This window comes from Rhizobium sp. 01N48 (assembly GCF_056399145.1).
This window is the reverse complement of sequence record NZ_JBFTQT010000007.1, coordinates 235014-253777: the sequence shown is the minus strand read 5'-3', so window position 1 is coordinate 253777 and position 18764 is coordinate 235014. Positions and strand designations below refer to the sequence as shown.

Annotated in this window: 16 protein-coding genes and 1 pseudogene; 5 read left to right on the top strand and 12 right to left on the bottom strand. The window is 62.1% G+C overall.

The window, feature by feature from the left end; translation table 11 throughout:
- Positions 1-83 precede the first annotated feature (83 nt).
- Positions 84-1796 carry a methyl-accepting chemotaxis protein gene (locus tag AC1DOG_RS15915; RefSeq protein WP_477929301.1) on the top strand — a complete coding sequence of 571 codons (1713 nt, stop codon included), beginning with the start codon at positions 84-86 and terminating at the stop codon, positions 1794-1796.
- 333 nt (positions 1797-2129) lie between these two features.
- Here the strand turns inward: AC1DOG_RS15915 and AC1DOG_RS15910 are convergent, their stop codons facing one another.
- The 4 genes from AC1DOG_RS15910 to AC1DOG_RS15895 all read right to left on the bottom strand — a co-directional run bounded on the left by AC1DOG_RS15910 (position 2130) and on the right by AC1DOG_RS15895 (position 6414).
- Positions 2130-3758, bottom strand: a complete 1629-nt coding sequence (locus AC1DOG_RS15910) for a CTP synthase (protein ID WP_289726408.1) — start codon at positions 3756-3758, stop codon at positions 2130-2132.
- 182 nt (positions 3759-3940) lie between these two features.
- Positions 3941-4492, bottom strand: a complete 552-nt coding sequence (gene secG, locus AC1DOG_RS15905; protein WP_477929298.1) for a preprotein translocase subunit SecG — start codon at positions 4490-4492, stop codon at positions 3941-3943.
- A 106-nt stretch (positions 4493-4598) separates the two neighbouring features.
- Positions 4599-5369 carry a triose-phosphate isomerase gene (gene tpiA / locus AC1DOG_RS15900; RefSeq protein ID WP_112979765.1) on the bottom strand — a complete coding sequence of 257 codons (771 nt, stop codon included), beginning with the start codon at positions 5367-5369 and terminating at the stop codon, positions 4599-4601.
- A gap of 160 nt (positions 5370-5529) precedes the next feature.
- Positions 5530-6414: an alpha/beta hydrolase gene (locus AC1DOG_RS15895; protein ID WP_477929296.1), complete on the bottom strand. Its 885-nt coding sequence runs from the start codon at positions 6412-6414 to the stop codon at positions 5530-5532.
- A gap of 218 nt (positions 6415-6632) precedes the next feature.
- Here AC1DOG_RS15895 and parE point away from each other — a divergent pair, with 218 nt between their 5' ends.
- The gene (parE, locus tag AC1DOG_RS15890) at positions 6633-8726 is read left to right on the top strand and encodes a DNA topoisomerase IV subunit B (protein ID WP_289726404.1); all 2094 of its coding nucleotides are present in this window, start codon (positions 6633-6635) and stop codon (positions 8724-8726) included.
- A gap of 23 nt (positions 8727-8749) precedes the next feature.
- Here parE and AC1DOG_RS15885 read toward each other — a convergent pair.
- Positions 8750-9202, bottom strand: a pseudogene (locus tag AC1DOG_RS15885) (OsmC family protein); the annotation flags it as partial.
- Entirely contained in the window at positions 9199-9822 is a 624-nt protein-coding gene (locus AC1DOG_RS15880) for a GntR family transcriptional regulator (protein WP_477929294.1), read from the bottom strand. The gene AC1DOG_RS15880 and the pseudogene AC1DOG_RS15885, both read right to left, overlap by 4 nt.
- 410 nt (positions 9823-10232) lie before the next feature.
- On the opposite strand from AC1DOG_RS15880, the gene AC1DOG_RS15875 reads away from it, so the two are divergent.
- Positions 10233-11402 carry an AI-2E family transporter gene (locus tag AC1DOG_RS15875; RefSeq protein WP_112945729.1) on the top strand — a complete coding sequence of 390 codons (1170 nt, stop codon included), beginning with the start codon at positions 10233-10235 and terminating at the stop codon, positions 11400-11402.
- 140 nt (positions 11403-11542) lie between these two features.
- On the top strand, positions 11543-11956 hold the full coding sequence (locus AC1DOG_RS15870; protein WP_477929292.1) for a hypothetical protein: 414 nt from the start codon (positions 11543-11545) through the stop codon (positions 11954-11956).
- A 1-nt stretch (position 11957) separates the two neighbouring features.
- On the opposite strand, the gene AC1DOG_RS15865 is transcribed toward AC1DOG_RS15870, so the two are convergent.
- The 3 genes from AC1DOG_RS15865 to AC1DOG_RS15855 all read right to left on the bottom strand — a co-directional run bounded on the left by AC1DOG_RS15865 (position 11958) and on the right by AC1DOG_RS15855 (position 14407).
- Positions 11958-13097: a DUF2336 domain-containing protein gene (locus AC1DOG_RS15865; RefSeq protein WP_477929290.1), complete on the bottom strand. Its 1140-nt coding sequence runs from the start codon at positions 13095-13097 to the stop codon at positions 11958-11960.
- A gap of 123 nt (positions 13098-13220) precedes the next feature.
- Positions 13221-13823: a flavin reductase family protein gene (locus AC1DOG_RS15860; RefSeq protein WP_047510415.1), complete on the bottom strand. Its 603-nt coding sequence runs from the start codon at positions 13821-13823 to the stop codon at positions 13221-13223.
- Positions 13823-14407 carry a nitroreductase family protein gene (locus AC1DOG_RS15855; RefSeq protein WP_289726398.1) on the bottom strand — a complete coding sequence of 195 codons (585 nt, stop codon included), beginning with the start codon at positions 14405-14407 and terminating at the stop codon, positions 13823-13825. The genes AC1DOG_RS15860 and AC1DOG_RS15855 overlap by 1 nt, the downstream gene beginning before the upstream one ends.
- A 113-nt stretch (positions 14408-14520) precedes the next feature.
- Between AC1DOG_RS15855 and AC1DOG_RS15850 the strand changes: the two genes are divergently transcribed.
- Entirely contained in the window at positions 14521-15615 is a 1095-nt protein-coding gene (locus tag AC1DOG_RS15850; RefSeq protein WP_477929287.1) for a hypothetical protein, read from the top strand.
- Positions 15616-15699: 84 nt separating this feature from the next.
- Here AC1DOG_RS15850 and thrS read toward each other — a convergent pair whose 3' ends face one another.
- From thrS to yidD, 3 genes are all read right to left on the bottom strand, one after another.
- Positions 15700-17706 carry a threonine--tRNA ligase gene (gene thrS, locus AC1DOG_RS15845; protein ID WP_477929285.1) on the bottom strand — a complete coding sequence of 669 codons (2007 nt, stop codon included), beginning with the start codon at positions 17704-17706 and terminating at the stop codon, positions 15700-15702.
- Between the two features lie 122 nt (positions 17707-17828).
- Positions 17829-18356, bottom strand: a complete 528-nt coding sequence (locus AC1DOG_RS15840; RefSeq protein ID WP_477929283.1) for a DUF1697 domain-containing protein — start codon at positions 18354-18356, stop codon at positions 17829-17831.
- A complete protein-coding gene (gene yidD / locus AC1DOG_RS15835) occupies positions 18353-18754 on the bottom strand; it encodes a membrane protein insertion efficiency factor YidD (RefSeq protein WP_477929281.1) in 402 nt (133 codons plus the stop codon). The genes AC1DOG_RS15840 and yidD overlap by 4 nt, the downstream gene beginning before the upstream one ends.
- Positions 18755-18764: the final 10 nt, after the last annotated feature.

Sequence of the window (18764 nt, the reverse complement as noted above, 5' to 3'; positions counted from 1 at the left end):
TAGAGATTTAGCGAATATTTACTCAAATCCCATAGATTTGCCCGGCGTGCATTTTGGCACGCTTGGCATATCGGGGTTTGTCCATGGTCGGATTTCTATCAAGCATCGGCTCTTCCAGCAGCGCCGTGCTGGACGCGTTGAACAAGTCGCAGGCAATCATCGAATTCGACCTCACCGGAAAGATTCTGACGGCCAACGAGAATTTCTGCAAGGCGGTCGGCTATCAGCTCAGCGAGATCGTCGACAAGCATCACCGGATGTTCGTCGACCCTACCGAGGCCAACTCTAAGGACTATGCGGATTTCTGGGCGCGGCTTGGTGAAGGCAAGTTCGATCAGCGCCAATATCGGCGCATCGCCAAGGGCGGCCGCGAAATCTGGATCGAGGCGACGTACAATCCGATCTATCGTGGCAACAAGCCATACAAGGTGATGAAATTCGCGACCGACATCACCGCCGCCAAGAAACAGGCAGCCGAGGACAAGGGCAAGCTCGAAGCGCTCTCACGGGCGCAGGCGGTGATCGAGTTCACGCCTGAAGGCAACATCATCACCGCCAACGAGAATTTTCTGGCGACGCTCGGCTATTCCTTGTCCGAGATCGTCGGCAAGCATCACTCGATGTTCTGTGAAGCGGATTACAGCCGCTCCGCCGAATACAAGGCCTTCTGGGCAAGACTGGCGGCCGGCGAGTTCGCGGCCGACCAGTTCAAGCGGATCGCCAAGGGCGGGCGCGAGATCTATATCCAGGCGTCGTACAATCCGATCCTCGATGCGTCGGGCCGCGTCTTCAAGGTCGTGAAGTTCGCGACCGATGTCACCGAGCGGATGAAGGTCGTCAACGATCTCGGCGCCGGCCTTGCCCGTCTTTCCGAATGCAATATCCGCCAGACCATCGACGAGCCTTTCGTCGGCGAATTCGAGACCTTGCGCCGCGATTTCAACACCTCGATCGGCGCGTTCCAGGCAACGCTGGTGAAGGTGCTGCAGCAGACCAACGCGCTGAACGGCAACAGCCAGGAAATGCGCGACGCCGCCGAGCAGCTCTCCGCGCGCACGAAGGAACAGGCGGTCTCGCTCGAGGAAACGTCGGCGGCGCTTGAAACGGTGACGGCGACGGTCAAGTCCTCGACCGAGAACACGCAGGCGACGCGCAAGCTGGTGCAGAGCGCGCGCGCCTCGGCCTCGACCTCCGCTTCCGTGGTGCGCGAGACGATCACCGCCATGCAGCGGATCGCCTCGGCGTCGAAGGAGATCGGCCAGATCATCGGCGTCATCGACGAGATCGCTTTCCAGACCAACCTTCTGGCGCTGAACGCAGGTGTCGAGGCAGCGCGTGCTGGCGAAGCCGGCAAGGGCTTTGCCGTCGTTGCGCAGGAAGTGCGCGAACTGGCGCAGCGTTCGGCCAAGGCCGCCAAGGAAATCAAGGGCCTAATCGAAAACTCCGGCAAGGAAGTCAACGAAGGCGTTCGCCTCGTCGACGCGACCGGAACGGCGCTCAACGAGATCGAGACCTTCGTCGAATCGATCGATACCAACATGACCGCACTGGCGACCGCTGCCGCCGAGCAATCGACCGGCCTTTCAGAGATCAACAACGCGGTCTCGCAGATCGACCGGATGACCCAGCAGAACGCCGGCATGGTGGAGCGCACGACCGGTATCAGCTCGGAGCTCGCGTCGGGCGCGGCACTGCTGGCCGAGCTGGTCAACCACTTCAAGCTCAACCGGCGCGGCATGATCCGCGATCAGGGGGCTGAAGCAGGTGTCCCCGTGCGGGGACAGCGCGCGGCCTGAGGCGTCGCGCCGGAAATTTGGGAATGAAAAGCCGCCGCATCGTTGGATGTCGGCGGCTTTTGTTTTGCCTAGCCATGGCGCCGGCAGCTCCTTCACCTTCATTTCTGTGCTCGTCACAGAAATCCAGCCAGCCCAAGCTCCTGGGCTGGAAAGAGTCTCTTCGCCACGCGGACGCGCGGCGGCTGGATTCCCGCCACAAGGGCGAGAATGAGGGGAGTTTTTGGCACCCGGCGCTGCCCACATCAGCGTCAGCCAGCTCGCTTACATCCAGATCCCCAAAAACAAAAAGGCCGCTGTTGAAAGCGGCCTTCTTAATCGTCTTGCGATTATGTCTTAAACCAACCGGCTCTGCTCGGTCGCCGCTTCGATGAAGCTCTTGAACAGCGGGTGCGGTTCGAGCGGGCGGGACTTCAGCTCCGGGTGGTACTGGACGCCGATGAACCAGGGATGGTCCGGGTATTCGACGGTCTCTGGCAGCACGCCATCCGGCGACATGCCGGAGAAGACGAGGCCGCAGTTTTCCAGGCGGTCCTTGTAGTCGATGTTGACTTCGTAGCGGTGGCGGTGGCGCTCGGAGATGTCGGTCGAGCCATAGATCTCGGCGATCTTGGTGTCCTTCTTGAGCGCCGCCTTGTAGGCGCCGAGGCGCATGGTGCCGCCGAGGTCGCCGGCAGAGGTGCGCTTCTGCAACTCGTTGCCCTTGACCCACTCGGTCATCAGGCCGACCACCGGCTCGTCGGTCTTGCCGAACTCCGTCGACGAGGCCTTCTCGATGCCGGCCAAATGGCGGGCCGCCTCGACGACTGCCATCTGCATGCCGAAGCAGATGCCGAAATAGGGAACATTGCGCTCGCGGGCGAACTGGGCGGCAAGAATCTTGCCTTCCGAGCCACGCTCGCCGAAGCCGCCGGGCACGAGGATGCCGTGGACCTTTTCGAGATAGGGCGCCGGGTCTTCCTTTTCGAAGACTTCCGATTCGATCCACTCGAGATTGACCTTCACGCGGTTGGCGATGCCACCATGGTGCAGCGCTTCGATCAGCGACTTGTAGGCGTCCTTGAGGCCGGTGTACTTGCCGACGATCGCGATCGTGACCTCGCCCTCAGGCGTGCGGATCCGATTGCAGACCTCTTCCCAGGAATCGAGGCGCGGCTTGGGCGCAGGCTCGATGCCGAAGGCGGCCAGGACTTCGTTGTCGAGGCCTTCCTTGTGGTAGGCGATCGGCACGTCGTAGATGTTGGCGACGTCGAGCGCCTGGATGACGGCGGATTCACGTACGTTGCAGAACAGCGAGAGCTTGCGGCGCTCGGCTTCCGGGATTTCGCGATCGGCGCGAACCAGCAGAATATCGGGATGAATGCCGAGCGCCTGCAGTTCCTTGACGGAGTGCTGGGTTGGCTTGGTCTTCAGCTCGCCGGCTGCCGGGATATAGGGCATCAGCGTCAAGTGGACGTAGACGGCCGTGCCGCGCGGCAGGTCGTTGCCGAGCTGGCGGATGGCTTCCATGAAGGGCATCGCTTCGATATCGCCGACGGTGCCGCCGATTTCGCAGATGACGAAGTCGTACTCGTCATTGCCCTCGATCACGAAATCCTTGATCTCGTTGGTGACGTGCGGGATGACCTGCACGGTCGCGCCGAGATAGTCGCCGCGGCGTTCCTTGTCGATGATGTTCTTGTAGATGCGGCCGGTGGTGATGTTGTCGGTCTTGGTTGCCGAGCGGCCGGTGAAGCGCTCGTAGTGGCCAAGATCGAGATCGGTTTCCGCGCCATCGTCGGTGACGAAGACTTCGCCGTGCTGGGTCGGGCTCATGGTGCCCGGATCCACGTTCAAATAGGGGTCGAGTTTGCGCAGCCGCACCCGGTAACCACGGGCCTGCAGCAACGCTCCGAGAGCGGCGGCCGCAATTCCTTTACCGAGAGAGGAAACCACGCCGCCAGTGATGAATACGTATCGCGCCATGGGAGCTACCGCTTACCTTTTCAAAAACGATTCCACCAGCCCTAAAATTCATGTCCTGAATTTTAGGGCTCTAATTCAACAGCATTCTTCCCGCGCTTGCCGCGTGATCGCTGTCGGTGACTTCAAGACAAAAGAAAACCGGCAGACCCTGGGGCCTGCCGGCGGTTTATGCGTCGTTCGGCTTACTGCCCGCTGGGAGCAGTCGCCGGTGCCGGAGCGGCAGGCGTGGTGGCCTGCGGTGCTGCCGGAGCAGTTTCAGTCGCTGCCGGAGCCGGCGTGGTCGCGGCAGGAGCCGGTGCGGTGGCTGCAGGGGCAGCCGGAGCGGTCGAGGCAGGAGCCTGAGCGGCCGGAGCAGCAGGTGCGTCACCGCCGGTCGGAACGCCGTTGCCGGCAGGAGCCGCGGGTGCAGCCGGAGCGGCGGCGCCGTTCTGCTGCTGGCCGCCGAGCGAATCGAGGATGCCGTTGCCCTGCCCGCTCGTTGCCGGAATACGGTTCAGGATATCAGTCGGACGGCTTTCGTAGCGGTTCAAGACGCCGAGGCCGAGCGAGGTGATGAAGAAGAGTGCTGCGAGGATCGCGGTCGTGCGGGTCAGCGCATTGGCCGTGCCGCGCGCCGACATGAAGCCCGAACCGCCGCCGATACCGAGGCCACCGCCTTCGGAGCGCTGGATAAGCACAACGCCGACAAGCGCCAGCACGATCATGAGATGAATGACAATCAATACGGTCTGCATGGGTCCAGTCCTGCCGGCGCGAAGCGGGCATAAAGTAAAATTCTGGCGCTCTTTACATGAGGTGATCCGCTATTCCAAGCCCTTCAGCCCGGAATATACACGCATCTCAAGAGAGCAACGCCTCGTATGCGCCGTAGATGGCGAGGAAATCGGTTGCTTTCAAGCTCGCGCCGCCGATCAGCGCGCCGTCGACATTGGCGACGCCCATCAATTCCCTGGCGTTGCCCGGCTTGACCGAGCCACCATAGAGGATGCGGAACTTGCGGCCGTTGTCGCCGAAGCGGGCGACAAGCTCGGCACGCATGAAGGCATGCGCCTTCTCGACGTCTTCAACGGTCGGCGTCACACCGGTGCCGATCGCCCAGACGGGTTCATAGGCAATCACGGTGGTTTCAGGCGTGGCATTCTCCGGCACGGAGGCCGACAGCTGACGCTTGATGATATCGAGCGCCTGGCCGGCCTGGCGCTCGGCAGCGGTCTCGCCGATGCAGACGATCGCCGTCAGGTCGGCGGCAGCGGCGGCTTCGGCCTTGGCGCGCACCAGATGATCCGTCTCAGCATGATCTGTGCGACGCTCGGAATGGCCGACGATGACATAGGTGCCGAAGCAATCGGCGATCATCTCAGCCGAGATATCGCCGGTATGGGCGCCTTCGGGGTTCTGGTGGCAATCCTGCGCGCCGATGGCGAGCGGGCTGTCGGTGCAGAGCGCGGTCGCTACGTAAAGCAACGTCGCCGGCGGGCAAATCAGCGCTTCCACCTTGTTGGAAAGAGGACCCTGGACACCCGAGGCGATCGCCTTGATCTGATCCAGCGAGGCACGCGTGCCGTTCATTTTCCAGTTTCCCGCCACAAGCGGTCGCACGTCAGGTGTCATGCCGGCCTTCCCCATTTCTCCGTCAGCACGGGCCTTAGCAAAAGCATGCGGCAATGAAAAGGTTTGGGACGCTTACGTAAGGGAAATTGCGGCGTTTTGCGGCGCAAATGCTTAAAATTTGTCAGCCGTGTTGCCTAAACTATGGCTAGCCCCCTCAATTCTAGGAGGCCAGGATCCAGTTCAGCGTCTGGCGCCAATCGATCATGCGGATCGGCGTGCCGTGGTTGCCCGTCTGGTACAGCGTGAAATGCGTCGGGTAGCGCGACTTAATCAGCGTTTCGAACAACGCCTGCTGGTCGGCGGCGGCGTAAGTCAGGTCGCGGCTGCCATGGGCGAACCAGAGCGGCAGCTTGGCCTTGTAGAAGGCGCTCTTCGTAAAATCGGGATCGGCGACACCACTCATGATCACCATACCCTTGAGCCGCTTGACCGTCTCGGCGTCACGCGTCGCGCCCCAGCAGATCTGGCTGCCCATGGAGGCGCAGGTGAGGATGATCGGGCGGCCCGGCGCTTGGGCGCTGGCGTAGCGGATGAGGCCGGCGACAGCGGTCACGCCGTCGCTGTCGAAGGTCTTGACCGACGGCGCGTAATAGACGCCGCCATTGCCGGCAACGAGGTTCTTCAGCCGGTTGAAGTTGCCGCCGAAGGTGTAATCGTTGACGCCGAGGCGGCGGTCGCCATCACGACCGTGGATGAAGATCACGGTAAAGGCGGCGCCGGCGCTCGGCCCTACCCTTGCGACATCCAGCTTGATGCCATCGAGCGACAGCGTTTCGTTATTCTGAAGCTTACGGATACCGAGCGAGACGTATTTCTGCTGCGTGCGTTTTTCCGGGATCTGGTCGCGACCGTTGATATCGCGCATCTCGTCGTAATCGACGACATCGAAAGCGCCGCCATTGCCGGTCTGAAGCGTCGTCTGCGCGGAAAACAGGTCGTCCTTGAAGGGAGGCAAGGTGTCCGCAGCGCTAAGATCAGCCGACGCGACCATGAAAAAGGCCGCAATTGCTGTGATAGTTATGCAATGACTTGTGGACATTCGCATGCGCAAGGTTCCCTGAGGCGTCTGGCCGCTTGCCATTCGGCGACCCAGGACGCAAATCATTTCTTAATGAAAGTCCGCCCGATGAGGTGGCGTCGCGTATCGAGGTGCTTTCTGGCAGACTCTGCCTGATTCGCAAACGTGACATGAATTGCGGTGATTTTGGGTCAGGCTCAAGCGCAAGCGGCCACCCCACGACAAGATGAAGATCTGACGGCTCCATGGACGATAGCAACGACCTCTTTTCCGGAATGCCCCTGACCAAGAAGCAGGAGGATGCGCCAAAGCCGGCCGCGGCAGCCCCCGCGCCCGTCGCCGCTTCGGCTGCTCCGAGCGCTGCCGCCAGTGCCGCGCCGCGGCAGGCGCCACCGGCGAGTTCCACGTCGGAAGACTACGGCGCGTCGTCGATCCGCGTTCTCGAGGGTCTTGAACCGGTACGCATGCGTCCCGGCATGTATATCGGCGGCACCGACGAAAAGGCGCTGCATCATCTCTTCGCCGAAGTCATCGACAATTCGATGGACGAAGCAGTGGCAGGCCACGCAAACTTCATCGAAGTACATCTCGATGCGATGGGTTTCCTCACCGTCAGCGACAACGGCCGTGGTATTCCGGTCGAGAACCACCCGCAGGTTCCCGGCAAGTCGACGCTCGAAGTCATCATGACCAAGCTGCATGCCGGCGGCAAGTTCGACGGCAAGGCCTACGAGACATCAGGCGGCCTGCACGGTGTCGGCGTTTCCGTCGTCAATGCGCTCTCGGACGTTCTCGAAGTCGAGGTCGCGCGCAATCGCAAGCTCTACCGCCAGCGCTTTTCGCGCGGCATCCCGCAGGGTGGGCTTGAGGAACTGGGCGACGTTCACAACCGCCGCGGCACGCGTGTCCGCTTCCATCCGGATCCGCAGATCTTCGGCGATCACGCCAAGTTCGATGCCGGCCGCGTGTTCCGCATGGCGCGCTCCAAGGCCTATCTGTTCGGCGGCGTCGAGATCCGCTGGAGCTGCGACCCTGGTGTCGTGCAGGAAGGCGGCGAGATTCCCGATAAGGCGGTCTTCCACTTCCCCGGCGGTCTGAAGGACTATCTGCAGGCGACGATGGGCAAGGAGTTCACCGTTACCCGCGAGATCTTCGCCGGCAAGACGGAGAAGACCAGCGGCCACGGCTCGCTCGAATGGGCGATCACCTGGTATGGCGGCGATCCGCAGGTTCACTCCTATTGCAACACTATTCCGACACCCGAAGGCGGCACGCATGAGGCCGGCCTGCGCATCGCGCTGACCAAGGGGCTGAAGGCCTATGGCGAGCTGACGCAGAACAAGCGCGCCGCGCAGATCACCACCGACGACGTGATGATCTCGGCCGTCGGCATGCTCTCGGTCTTCATCCGCGAGCCTGAATTCGTCGGTCAGACGAAGGACAAGCTTGCGACCGTCGAAGCCCAGCGCATCGTCGAGAACGCGCTCCGCGATCCCTTCGACCACTATCTCGCCGATAACCCGAACGAGACGGCCAAGCTGCTCGACTGGGTGATCGAGCGTGCGGAAGAGCGCCTGCGCCGCCGCAAGGAAAAGGAAGTCAACCGCAAGACCGCCGTGCGCAAGCTGCGCCTGCCCGGCAAGCTTGCCGATTGCTCTCAGAACACCGCCCAGGGCGCCGAGCTTTTCATCGTCGAAGGAGATTCGGCAGGTGGCTCCGCCAAGCAGGCGCGCAACCGCGCCAACCAGGCAATCCTGCCCTTGCGCGGCAAGATCCTCAACGTTGCCAGCGCCGGCCGCGAGAAGCTTGGCGCCAACCAGCAGCTCTCTGACCTCGTCCAGGCGCTCGGCTGCGGCACGCGCTCTAAGTACCGCGAAGAAGATCTTCGCTACGAACGCATCATCGTCATGACCGATGCCGACGTCGACGGCGCGCATATCGCATCGCTGCTCATCACCTTCTTCTATCAGGAAATGCCCGAGCTCGTGCGCGGCGGTCACCTCTTCCTCGCCGTGCCTCCGCTCTACAAGATCACGCAGGGCGCGAAATCGGCCTATGCGCGTGACGACCGTCACCGCGCCGAACTGATGGAGACGGAATTCAAGGGCAAGACGAAGGTCGAGATCAGCCGCTTCAAAGGTCTCGGCGAAATGCTGCCGGCGCAGCTCAAGGAAACCACCATGGATCCGAGCAAGCGCACCATGCTGCGCGTGCTGATCGACGAGGTGGATTTCGAGGGCACGCGCACGGCGGTCGACGATCTCATGGGCACGAAGCCGGAAGCCCGCTTCCGCTTCATCCAGGACCGCGCCGCCTTCGCGGAAAACCTCGACATCTGACGCCGAGGTTTATGATCAGGCTCGTCGAGCCTGATCTCGATCACCGTCTTCACCGAATTGGCGAGGAAGCAGAGTTCGTGTGCCTGGTGGTGCATCTGTTCCTCGAGCTCACGGCTTGGAACTTCACCGGTGTAGCCGACCTTCGGGCGCAGCTCGACGCGGCTGACCATCATCCGGCCATCGACCTTCTCCATCACGCCCACCGCATCATCGACATAGCTGTCGATGCCGATGCGCTTCTTCGACGCGATCCAGAGATAGAACAGCATGTGGCAGCTGGAGAGCGCCGCGACATAGGCCTCCTCAGGATCGATATTTTCTTCGACGGCATAGGGCAAAGGCACATTATGCGGCGATGCGGAAGCCGGCACCGTGATGCCGCCGTCGAATGTCCAGCTATGACCACGGCTGTAGCGCCCGTCGGTAAAGCTACCCTCGCCCAGCTTCCACGCCACCTGCGCCGAAAACGTCGTCATCCTTCTTCTCCTTCGCGGGTAAGACTTGCGGTCGTCAATTTCAGATGTTGCAAAAGCGCCTGGCGCGCCAGATCGGCGTCTCGCGCGGCGCATGCCTCGATGATCGCCTGATGCTCGCGATAAAGCGTCGGGCGGGCCTCGGAGCCTTTCGGTTGCCGCGCATACGCCCGACGCGATTCACGGCGGTATGTGTCGATCATGTCGAGCAGCCTCGCGTTGCCGCAGCGGCCGTAGAGGGTGCGGTGAAACGCAAGGTCTAGTTCCTCGAGCTGTTGCGGGTCTTCTTCATCGAGCAGGTCCTCGTTCAGCCGCCGCGCCTTGCGCAGATCACTTTCGGTCAGCGCCTCGATCGACGCCAGCAGCGCGGTCGTCTCCAGAGACAGGCGGATCTCGGCAAGCTCACGCGCCTGCTCCTCGTTCAGACCGGACACGGCTAGACTGCGATCCGGGCGGCGCACCAGAAGACCGGATGCCAGCAGCCTGTCGAGAGCCTGCCTGATGGGCTGGCGGCTGACGCCAAAACGTTCCGCCAGTTGTTCCTGTTTAAGCACCGTGCCAGCGCCGAGATGTCCGGCTTCGATATCGCGTCGAAGCGATGTGATGATTGTATTTGTATCCATGGATCCAAACTAGCTGAGACATATGATCGCCGCAAGGTCTCGGAGTGAGATTGGTTCAGTCGATGGGGATCGACCGACGCTTCGCAGGCGTGCGGCAGCCAAAATTGCGGGATCACATTTCCGTCAGATCACGGCAGTTCGTTCCAATATCGGTCGAAACAGGCGCGATCTCGACGAAAATCGCCGATCGCGCAGACCGAGCGTGATCCATGACAAGGATGTCGAAGGGTTTCTGTCTTAATGATTGCGTGATGTAAGGTTATGAAGCCTGCGGATCAGGCCGATGGACCGGCGGCGGGGGCGTCATCGGGCTTAAATCGGTGATGGCGCTTGCGTGCAAAGGATGCATGGCCCATATCCTTAGGTGAAATAAGGGGGAAAAGGACGACGTGAGCCTTCCGAACAACAATATGCAGCGCGAGTCGCGATGGATCGGTCCATCCTCTCCCGCACGTACGCCGCTCATCCCTTCGATCTCCGCGGCGCGCTGGCTTCTGATCCTTGTCGTCGCCGCCGGCGTCTATTTCTTCTACGGCTTCGTCGTGCCGGTGCTGGCCGCGCTTGTCATCGGCTTTGCAAGCTGGCCGCTTTATCGCCGGCTGCTGCAGAGGGTCGGCGGCAACACGACGGTCGCCGCGACCATCGCGATCATACTCATCGTCACCTTCCTCATTACGCCCATCGTGCTTGCCGTCACCTATACCACGGGCGAAGTGCGCGAATGGGTCGGCTGGCTTATCCATGTGAACCGCTTTGGCGAACCGACGCCGCAATGGATTTCGGCCTTTCCGTTTGTCGGCCCCTATCTCGATGAGCTCTGGGTCAAATATATCGGCAGCCCCGGCAGCATGGGCGAACTGATCCAGGCGGTCAGCGGCGCGCATATCGGCAATATCTACCGTGCCGTGCTCGCCGCCGGTGGCGGTGCGTTTCATCTGCTGCTGACACTGCTTTTCATGCTGATCGCGCTATTCTTCGTCTATCGCGACGGCGCTGATTTTTCCCGCCAGATCGACATGCTCGGCGAGCGCATCCTGCCCAATCGCTGGGAGCGGATCTCACGCGTGGTGCCTGCCACGATCAGCTCGACCGTGATGGGCATGACGCTTATCGCCATCGGCGAAGGCATCGTGCTTGGCGTCGCCTATTGGGTGGCCGGCGTGCCCTCGCCCGTGACGCTAGGCGTCATCACCGGCATCATGGCGCTGATCCCCGGCGGCGCGCCGCTGTCGTTCACGCTGGTGTCGCTGTACCTGCTTGCCAGCGGCTCGCCCGTTGCCGGCGTCAGCCTGTTCGTCTGGGGTACCGTCGAACTCTTCATCGTCGACAAGACGCTTCGCCCCAAACTGGTGGGCGGCCCGATCAAGCTGCCGTTCCTGCCGACCTTCTTCGGTCTGATCGGCGGCGTGAAGACCATGGGCTTCCTGGGGCTCTTCATCGGCCCGGTGCTGATGGCGCTTCTGGTGGCGATCTGGCGCGAATGGATGCATGAGGTTCGCACGGCCGAAAAGCCCGACCTCGGTCCGCAGGTGCTGATTGACGAGCAGGCTCCGCCACCGCCCAGGGTCGCCGAAGGCTGATCAAGCCAGTCGCCGAAGGCTGATCGACGGCGTCACCTTTCCTGATTGTAATCTTGCTCCGCATGGATGCCGGAAAGCGGCCTTCATTTGGTTGAAATTGCTGCGTCTAAGGAGAGCGGTTCAATATCGAAAGCGCCCCCATGCAAGCTGTCCTCATCGCCATGACCATCCTCGGCTGCAACGACTCGGTCACGCAGTGCAATTACGTGGCGACGGTGGGAAAGCACTTTGAGACGGTGGCGATGTGCGATGCCGATTCCGAACGGCAATTGAAGCATTATTCCAGCATCAGCTACCCGACGGTCATCGCCGTCTGCGAGCCGCCGCATCCACCGCTGCCGCCGGAACCAAAGGTGGTAGCCGCCGCGCCAGCGCCAGTGCCCGCCGTCACTGAGGAAAAGCCGCAGACCGGCGTTTCTGGTTTGGCGTCCAGAATGGCGGCAGAGGTACGCACGCACCTTCCCTCTGGCCATTCGATGAAATCCGCACTCGCAACGCCCGTGCACTTCGTCTCAGGAAGCTATTCCTGGGTCGTCAGGCGCTTGAGCAATTAAATCAGGCGGCGGCGAGCGCCGTCATGTAGGCATAGCCGCGTGCCGATTGTCGCTGCTCGGCGACATGTAGCTTCTCGACCATCTCCAGCAGTTCCTGCACCGCGCCATGCGTGGTGTTGCGGCTGCGGAAACTCTGCAGCAGCCGGCCGCAGACATTGGCCAGCATCGTGCCAGACGTCGATTTCGACGCCTCGCGCCACAACAAGGTGGCTTCGACGAAGATCACGCTGATGTCGCGGGCGAGACCGGCGGATTCATAAAGCGCGCGCACGGCATGCATGCGGCCGGTCGCCAGGATAGAGCGCACCCGCCGCTCGTCGCAGCCGGTCAGATTGACGATGGCGCCGGCGAAGAACTCGATCTTGCCGGAGCAGAGCGTGTGCATGAGGAAGGATGGCGTCAGGCGTCCGCTTACGCGCAGATGCTCGACCAGATCGGCAACCTCGCGCGGCGCAATCTCGCCGGCGATGGCGACGATCGCTGTTTCCGTCGCCTCGCGGGCAACGCGCTGCAGCCGACTAGTGCCGATCGCGGCTTGCGCCAGAGGCAGATTGATGAGGGCGTCGCTGACATGCTGCGTCAAGAGCTGGCGGGCATCGGCGGGCAGATCCGGGCGATCGAGCAGGAGGTTGCGGACTTCGCAGTCGTCGCCCAGCCGTTCGGCAATGCGCTTCAGCGCCTGCGGTGCAATGGCGGCGCCTTCGTTTTCAAGCAGGCACAGCACGTCTTCCGCGCCGCCAATCTCGGCAAGCGCGGCTGCGACCGAGCGCGAAATGCTGGAGCGGGCGGCGATCAGCATGCGGGTGACGCCGCTGCCGCGCGCGGCAAGATCGACGAGGTCGGCGTCCGACAGAAGCGGCGAGAAGGTAATGGCGTGGCAGGCGATCTCGGCCTGGTCACCAGCCAGAGACAGGACGATGGCGCGAGGCGCGTCCGGAGACCAGGCGATGGCTTCTGCCATGGCAAGACGAACCTTCGGCGACGGATCGTCAAGCAAGAAGGTCATCGCCATCTCGGCGGCCTTGCGCTCCTCCAGAGACATCTCAGACTGCAGGTAGGCCCGGCCGAGCGCGCTCGCCGCCCTCGCCCGGTCACCAGCCTTGGCAGTCTCAACCCAACGAAGAAATGCCTCTACGATCACCGCGAACCCCGATCCTCAAGTGCGATTCTCTCGCACCCCAAGTGTTGAGGATGACGGTAGCGGCAAAAAGTTTATGATTGGTTCACCATATACTTTAACCGTTCAGCAGGACCGATAGACGCTTCAGGCCTTGGGTCGGAAGAGCTCGAACACGTCGCTGCTCTCGCTGTAATCCATGTAGCCGAGGCGCGCGACGGGTCTCGCCAGACCCATGTCGATACGGCCGTCGCGCAGGATCGCCTCGTCGATATGGATACCGACGACCTGGCCGAAGATCATGACGTTCTCCGACGGCTCGCCGCTCAGCGATTTCGGCTCGATGATCTCGGTGACCTTGCACTCCAGAACCGCGAAGGCTTCGGCCACATAGGGCGCATCGACGAGTTCACCCTTTTTGGGTGTCAGCCCCGACAAAGCGAACTCGTCGACGTCGTAGGCGACGGCCGCCGAGGACATGTTCATCTTGTCGATCAGGTTGCGGCTCACGAAGTTGCAGGTGAACTCGCCGGTCTCGCTGGCGTTCCTGTAGCTGTCCTTGCGGCCGCTCGACGAGAACATCACGAGCTTCGGACGATCCGACACGGCGTTGAAGAAGGAGTATGGCGCGAGGTTGAGCGTGCCATCCCTGCCCTTGCTGCCGATCCAGCCGATCGGCCTTGGCGACACGATCGCCTTGAAAGGATCGTGCGCAAGGCCGTGCCGGTTCTGATCCGTCGTATAGAACATCAGCCTTCCCCGCCGACCCAGGTGACCGTCTCGGAAAGCTCGGGGCGCGGGCGCTCGACGGGCGGGAACGTCGTCGAGCCCATGTGGATGAAGCCGGCGACCTTCTCGCCTTCCTCGACGCCCAGCAGCGGATAGGCGCGCTCATCATAGGCGAACCACTCGGTCAGCCAGTTGGCGACCCAGCCATGGGCGTTGGCGGCAAAGATGATGTTGAGGCAGACGGCGCCGGCCGACATCAGCTGCTCCCATTCCGGGACCTTGACGTGCGGGCCGGCCTTGCTGACGACCGCGACGACGACGGGCGCGCGCGTGAAGCGGCTGCGCTCGACCTTGATCATCTCTTCGGAGAGATCGGGCTTCTTTTCCAGAGCAAGCTTCAGAAGCTCCTCGCCGATACGGGCACGCTCCTCGCCGCGATAGACGATGAAACGCCAGGGCGCGAGCTTGCCGTGATCCGGCACGCGCGAGGCAAGGCGCAGGATTTCCTCGATCTCGGGCTTTTCGGGACCGGGTTCGGACATTTGGAAGGCGGGGATGGAACGGCGGACGCCGAGGTAGTCGATCAGCTTGATATCAGATCTCATAGGCAAGAAACTCTCATTTTCATCGCGGTATCGGGGATGGGTCTTGAATTTGCCATCCGGTTGGTCTTGAAGTGGCCTCTGTCATTTCAGTTGTCAATTGGTTCGCAAAACACATGCTCGGCATTTTGCCATACGCACGCTGGAGTGTTGCCGTAGCCCTCCTTGCCTTGATCCCCGCCGGCGCCGGCGCGCAGGAAGCCTTCAAGGAGTTCAAGCAGCTCGACACCACGACGAAGATGCCCAAGCTGAACGCCTTCATCGCGCCCGGCACGACGCCTCAGGGCGCGAAGCTGCATTCCGTCGCGCTCGAGGCGAAGCTCACGGCATCGGGCGACGCCGTCAAGGACGGGCTCTCCTGGTATGTGTTCAGCCCCGTCGCGGGGAGCGACGGCAAGCTGCCGCTGATCGCCAGCTCCCAGGGTGGCTCGGCCGACTTCCAGCTGGCACCGGGCGACTATTTCGTCAACGTTTCCTTCGGCCGCGCCGGCGTGACACGCAAGCTCTCGGTTCCTGAGGACGGCGCGCTTGAAAAGCAGACAATGGTTCTGGAAGCCGGTGGCCTTCTACTCAATGCTGTCTCGGGATCGGATGTGAAGATCCGGCCGGATCAGCTGAGCTTTTCGATCTATTCCGCCGATGTGCGCGACGACGGCGAGCGTGGTCTGGTGATGGCCGATGTGCCGCCAAACACCGTCGTGCGGCTCAACGCCGGCACCTATCACGTCGTTTCCGATTATGGCGAGACCAACGCATCGGTGCGCGCCGACATCCAGGTGGAAGCGGGAAAGCTCACCGAGGCGACAATCCAGCACAAGGCGGCGCAGATCACCTTCAAGCTGGTCTCCGACAAGGGCGGCGAAGCGATCGCCGATACCGCCTGGTCGATCCTGACGGCCGCAGGCGACAGCGTCGGCGAAAGTGTCAGCGCGTTTCCGACCATGGTGCTTGCAGAAGGCGAGTATTCCGCCGTCGCGCGCAACAAGGACAAGATCTACCAGCGCGAATTCAAGGTCGAGGCCGGCAAGAACACCGACGTCGAAGTCCTGATGAAGGACGTGCAGCCGGACCAGGGGCCGGCCGCGACGACATTGCAGCAGCTGCCGCCGGAGCAGCAGAACCCCACGGAGCAATCACACGCCGCGCAGCCGCTACCCTCGTTCGAGCAGCTGCAGAGCGGAGCCGCCGCAGGTGGCGTCGATTCCGACTGACGCATCCTACATCGCTATCAACGCAAAACGCCCGGTCATTGCTGACCGGGCGTTTTCGTTTTTCAGTCCAGGATCACGAAGGCCTCAGGCGGCCTTCGCCTTCCTGGCGGCAGCCTTGCGCAGCACATCCGGCGGCGTCGCTTCGTGCGTCAGGGCAGCGATCGCGTCGTCGAGCGACATCGAGCTCTGTTCCTGGCTGCCGAGACGGCGGATGTTGACCGTGCGCTCTTCGGCTTCCTTCTTGCCGCAGACGATGATGACCGGCACCTTGGTAACCGAGTGTTCGCGGACCTTGTAGTTGATCTTCTCGTTGCGGAAGTCGGTCTCGACATGGAGGCCTGCCTCGCGCAGCGCCTCGGCCACTTCTTCACCGTATGCGTCGGCTTCCGAAGTGATCGTCGCAACGACGATCTGCAGCGGCGACATCCACAGCGGCAGATGGCCGGCGAAGTTCTCGATCAGGATACCGAGGAAGCGCTCCATCGAGCCGCAGATGGCACGATGGATCATCACCGGCTGCGTCTTTTCGGAGTTGCTGTCGATATAGAAGGCGCCGAAGCGTTCCGGCAGGTTGAAGTCGACCTGCGTGGTGCCGCACTGCCATTCACGGCCGATGGCGTCCTTCAGCGTATATTCGAACTTCGGACCGTAGAACGCGCCCTCGCCCGGCAGAATGCCGGTCTTGATGCGGCCTTCCGACTGTTCCTCGATCGTCTTCAGCACTTCGGTCATGACGGCCTCGGCGCGATCCCACAGAGCGTCGGAGCCGACGCGCTTTTCAGGGCGGGTCGAGAGCTTGACGACGATTTCCTTGAAACCGAAGTCTTCATAGACCGACAGGATGAGATCGTTGATGCGCAGGCATTCGGCCGCCATCTGCTCTTCCGTGCAGAAGACGTGCGCGTCGTCCTGGGTGAAGCCGCGAACGCGCATCAGGCCGTGCAGCGCGCCGGAGGCCTCGTAGCGGTGCACCGTGCCGAACTCCGCCAGACGGATCGGCAGCTCGCGATAGGACTTCAGGCCATGCTTGAAGATCTGCACGTGACCCGGGCAGTTCATCGGCTTCAGCGCGAAGACGCGGTTGTCGGCTTCCTTGTCCTCAGGGTGCGTGAAGGCATAGGCCGACTTCACCGCGAACATGTTCTCCTGGTACCAGCCCCAGTGACCGGAGGTCTCCCAGAGCGAGGCATCGAGAACCTGCGGCGCGTTGACCTCTTCATAGGTGCCGGCAAGACGGCGGCGCATGTAGGAGGTCAGCGCCTGGAACATCCGCCAGCCCTTGCCGTGCCAGAAGACGACGCCGGGGCCTTCTTCCTGGAAATGGAACAGATCCATTTCACGGCCAAGCTTGCGGTGGTCGCGCTTTTCGGCTTCCGCCAGCATGTGCAGGTAGTTGTCGAGATCCGCCTGCTCGGCCCAGGCCGTGCCGTAGATGCGCGACAGCATTGCGTTGTTGCTGTCGCCACGCCAATAGGCGCCGGCAACCTTCATCAGCTTGAAGGCCGTGCCGATCTGGCCGGTGGAGGCCATGTGCGGGCCGCGGCAGAGGTCGAACCATTCGCCCTGATTGTAGATCTTCAGATCCTGTCCTTCAGGAATCGCATCGACGAGCTCGACCTTGTAGCTCTCGCCCTTGGCGGCGAAGACTTCCTTGGCCTTCTCGCGCGACCAGATCTGCTTGGTGAAAGCAGCATTGCGCGAGATGATCTCCTTCATCTTCTTTTCGATCTTCGGCAGATCGTCAGGCGTGAAGGGCTCGTTCTTGGCGAAGTCGTAATAGAAGCCGTTCTCGATCACCGGGCCGATCGTGACCTGCGTGCCGGGCCAGAGCTCCTGCACGGCTTCAGCCATGACGTGGGCGGCGTCGTGTCGGATGAGCTCGAGCGCGCGGGGATCGGTGCGGGTGATGATCTCGATCGTGCCGTCAACGACGGGATCGGAAAGGTCGCGCACGGTGCCGTCGATCGCGATGGCGACGGCCTTCTTGGCAAGCGACTTGGAAATGGATTCAGCGACATCCTTGCCGGTTGCGCCAGAATCGTAGCTGCGCACGGAACCATCGGGGAATGTCAGGGAAACGGATTGGGACATTTTAGACTTCTCCTTGTCCAGTCCCGCCAACGAATGCGGGTGGTTGCAATGATGCGTTTCGGATCACGAATACGCCGCCGCCTGATACCGGGATTTGCCGTCGCAGTAAAGAAAAAGACGGTTTAACCGAGCATTTCGGCGAGGCCGCGAACGGTGTTCCAGTTGCGCAGCGTGCCGACACCGATACGCTTGGTCGTAAGGGCGGATAGCAGTTTCCATTCACTGGGCTTGCCGGCGAAATCGATCCAGAGGTCGCCGCCGATGACGGCAAGGCGCTGGTTCGGCTGGGCGTAGGACTGCAGCCTCTCGATGACGGTACGGTCGAGCGGCTTTCGCATGACGCGCAGGATCACCTGGCTGCCATCACCATCAGGGAACGGATTGGCGGCGGCGATCTTGCGCCAATCCTCGGCCGTTCTGACGAGGATATCGACCGGCTTGCCGAAGCGCGTGAGGAACGCCTGCTCCAGCCGCGCCTCCATGTCTCCAATCGGCGACGATGGCGCCTCGAAGACGATGTTGCCTGTCGAAACAAGGGTGCGTGGATTGCGATAGCCGAGCGACGTGGCCATGTCGCGCAGGTCGGACATGATCACTCTGCGGCCTGGGGCCAGAACGATGCTATGGAGGAGTGCGACGTAGACAGTCACGTCGGCTTGCGGCCAAACGCGAGATATCGCCACGGCGTCCACCAATGGAAACGGTGACCGAGCGTTTCCGGCACACGGTCGAGACCACTGGTGCCGCCGGGGCCGCAGCGGCCGACGCGAAACAGCGTCATCCATCCACCGCTCCACAGGCCATGGCGGGCGATGGCCTCGTAGCCGTATTCGGAGCATGTCGGGATGTGGCGGCAGGAATTGCCGATGAAGCCGGATAGGGTCAGTTGGTAGAGCCGGATCAGGCCCATGCCGAACAGGCGGTCCGGTGTCTTGCGGAAAGGGCCGGTGTAATTGCGCGAGTGATGAACCTGTCTCTTCCGCGGCGAAGCGGCAGCGCCGCCTTCGTCCTCGTCGTCATCGTGGTTCAGCGAGCAGAACTGGCACATGGCGATCCGC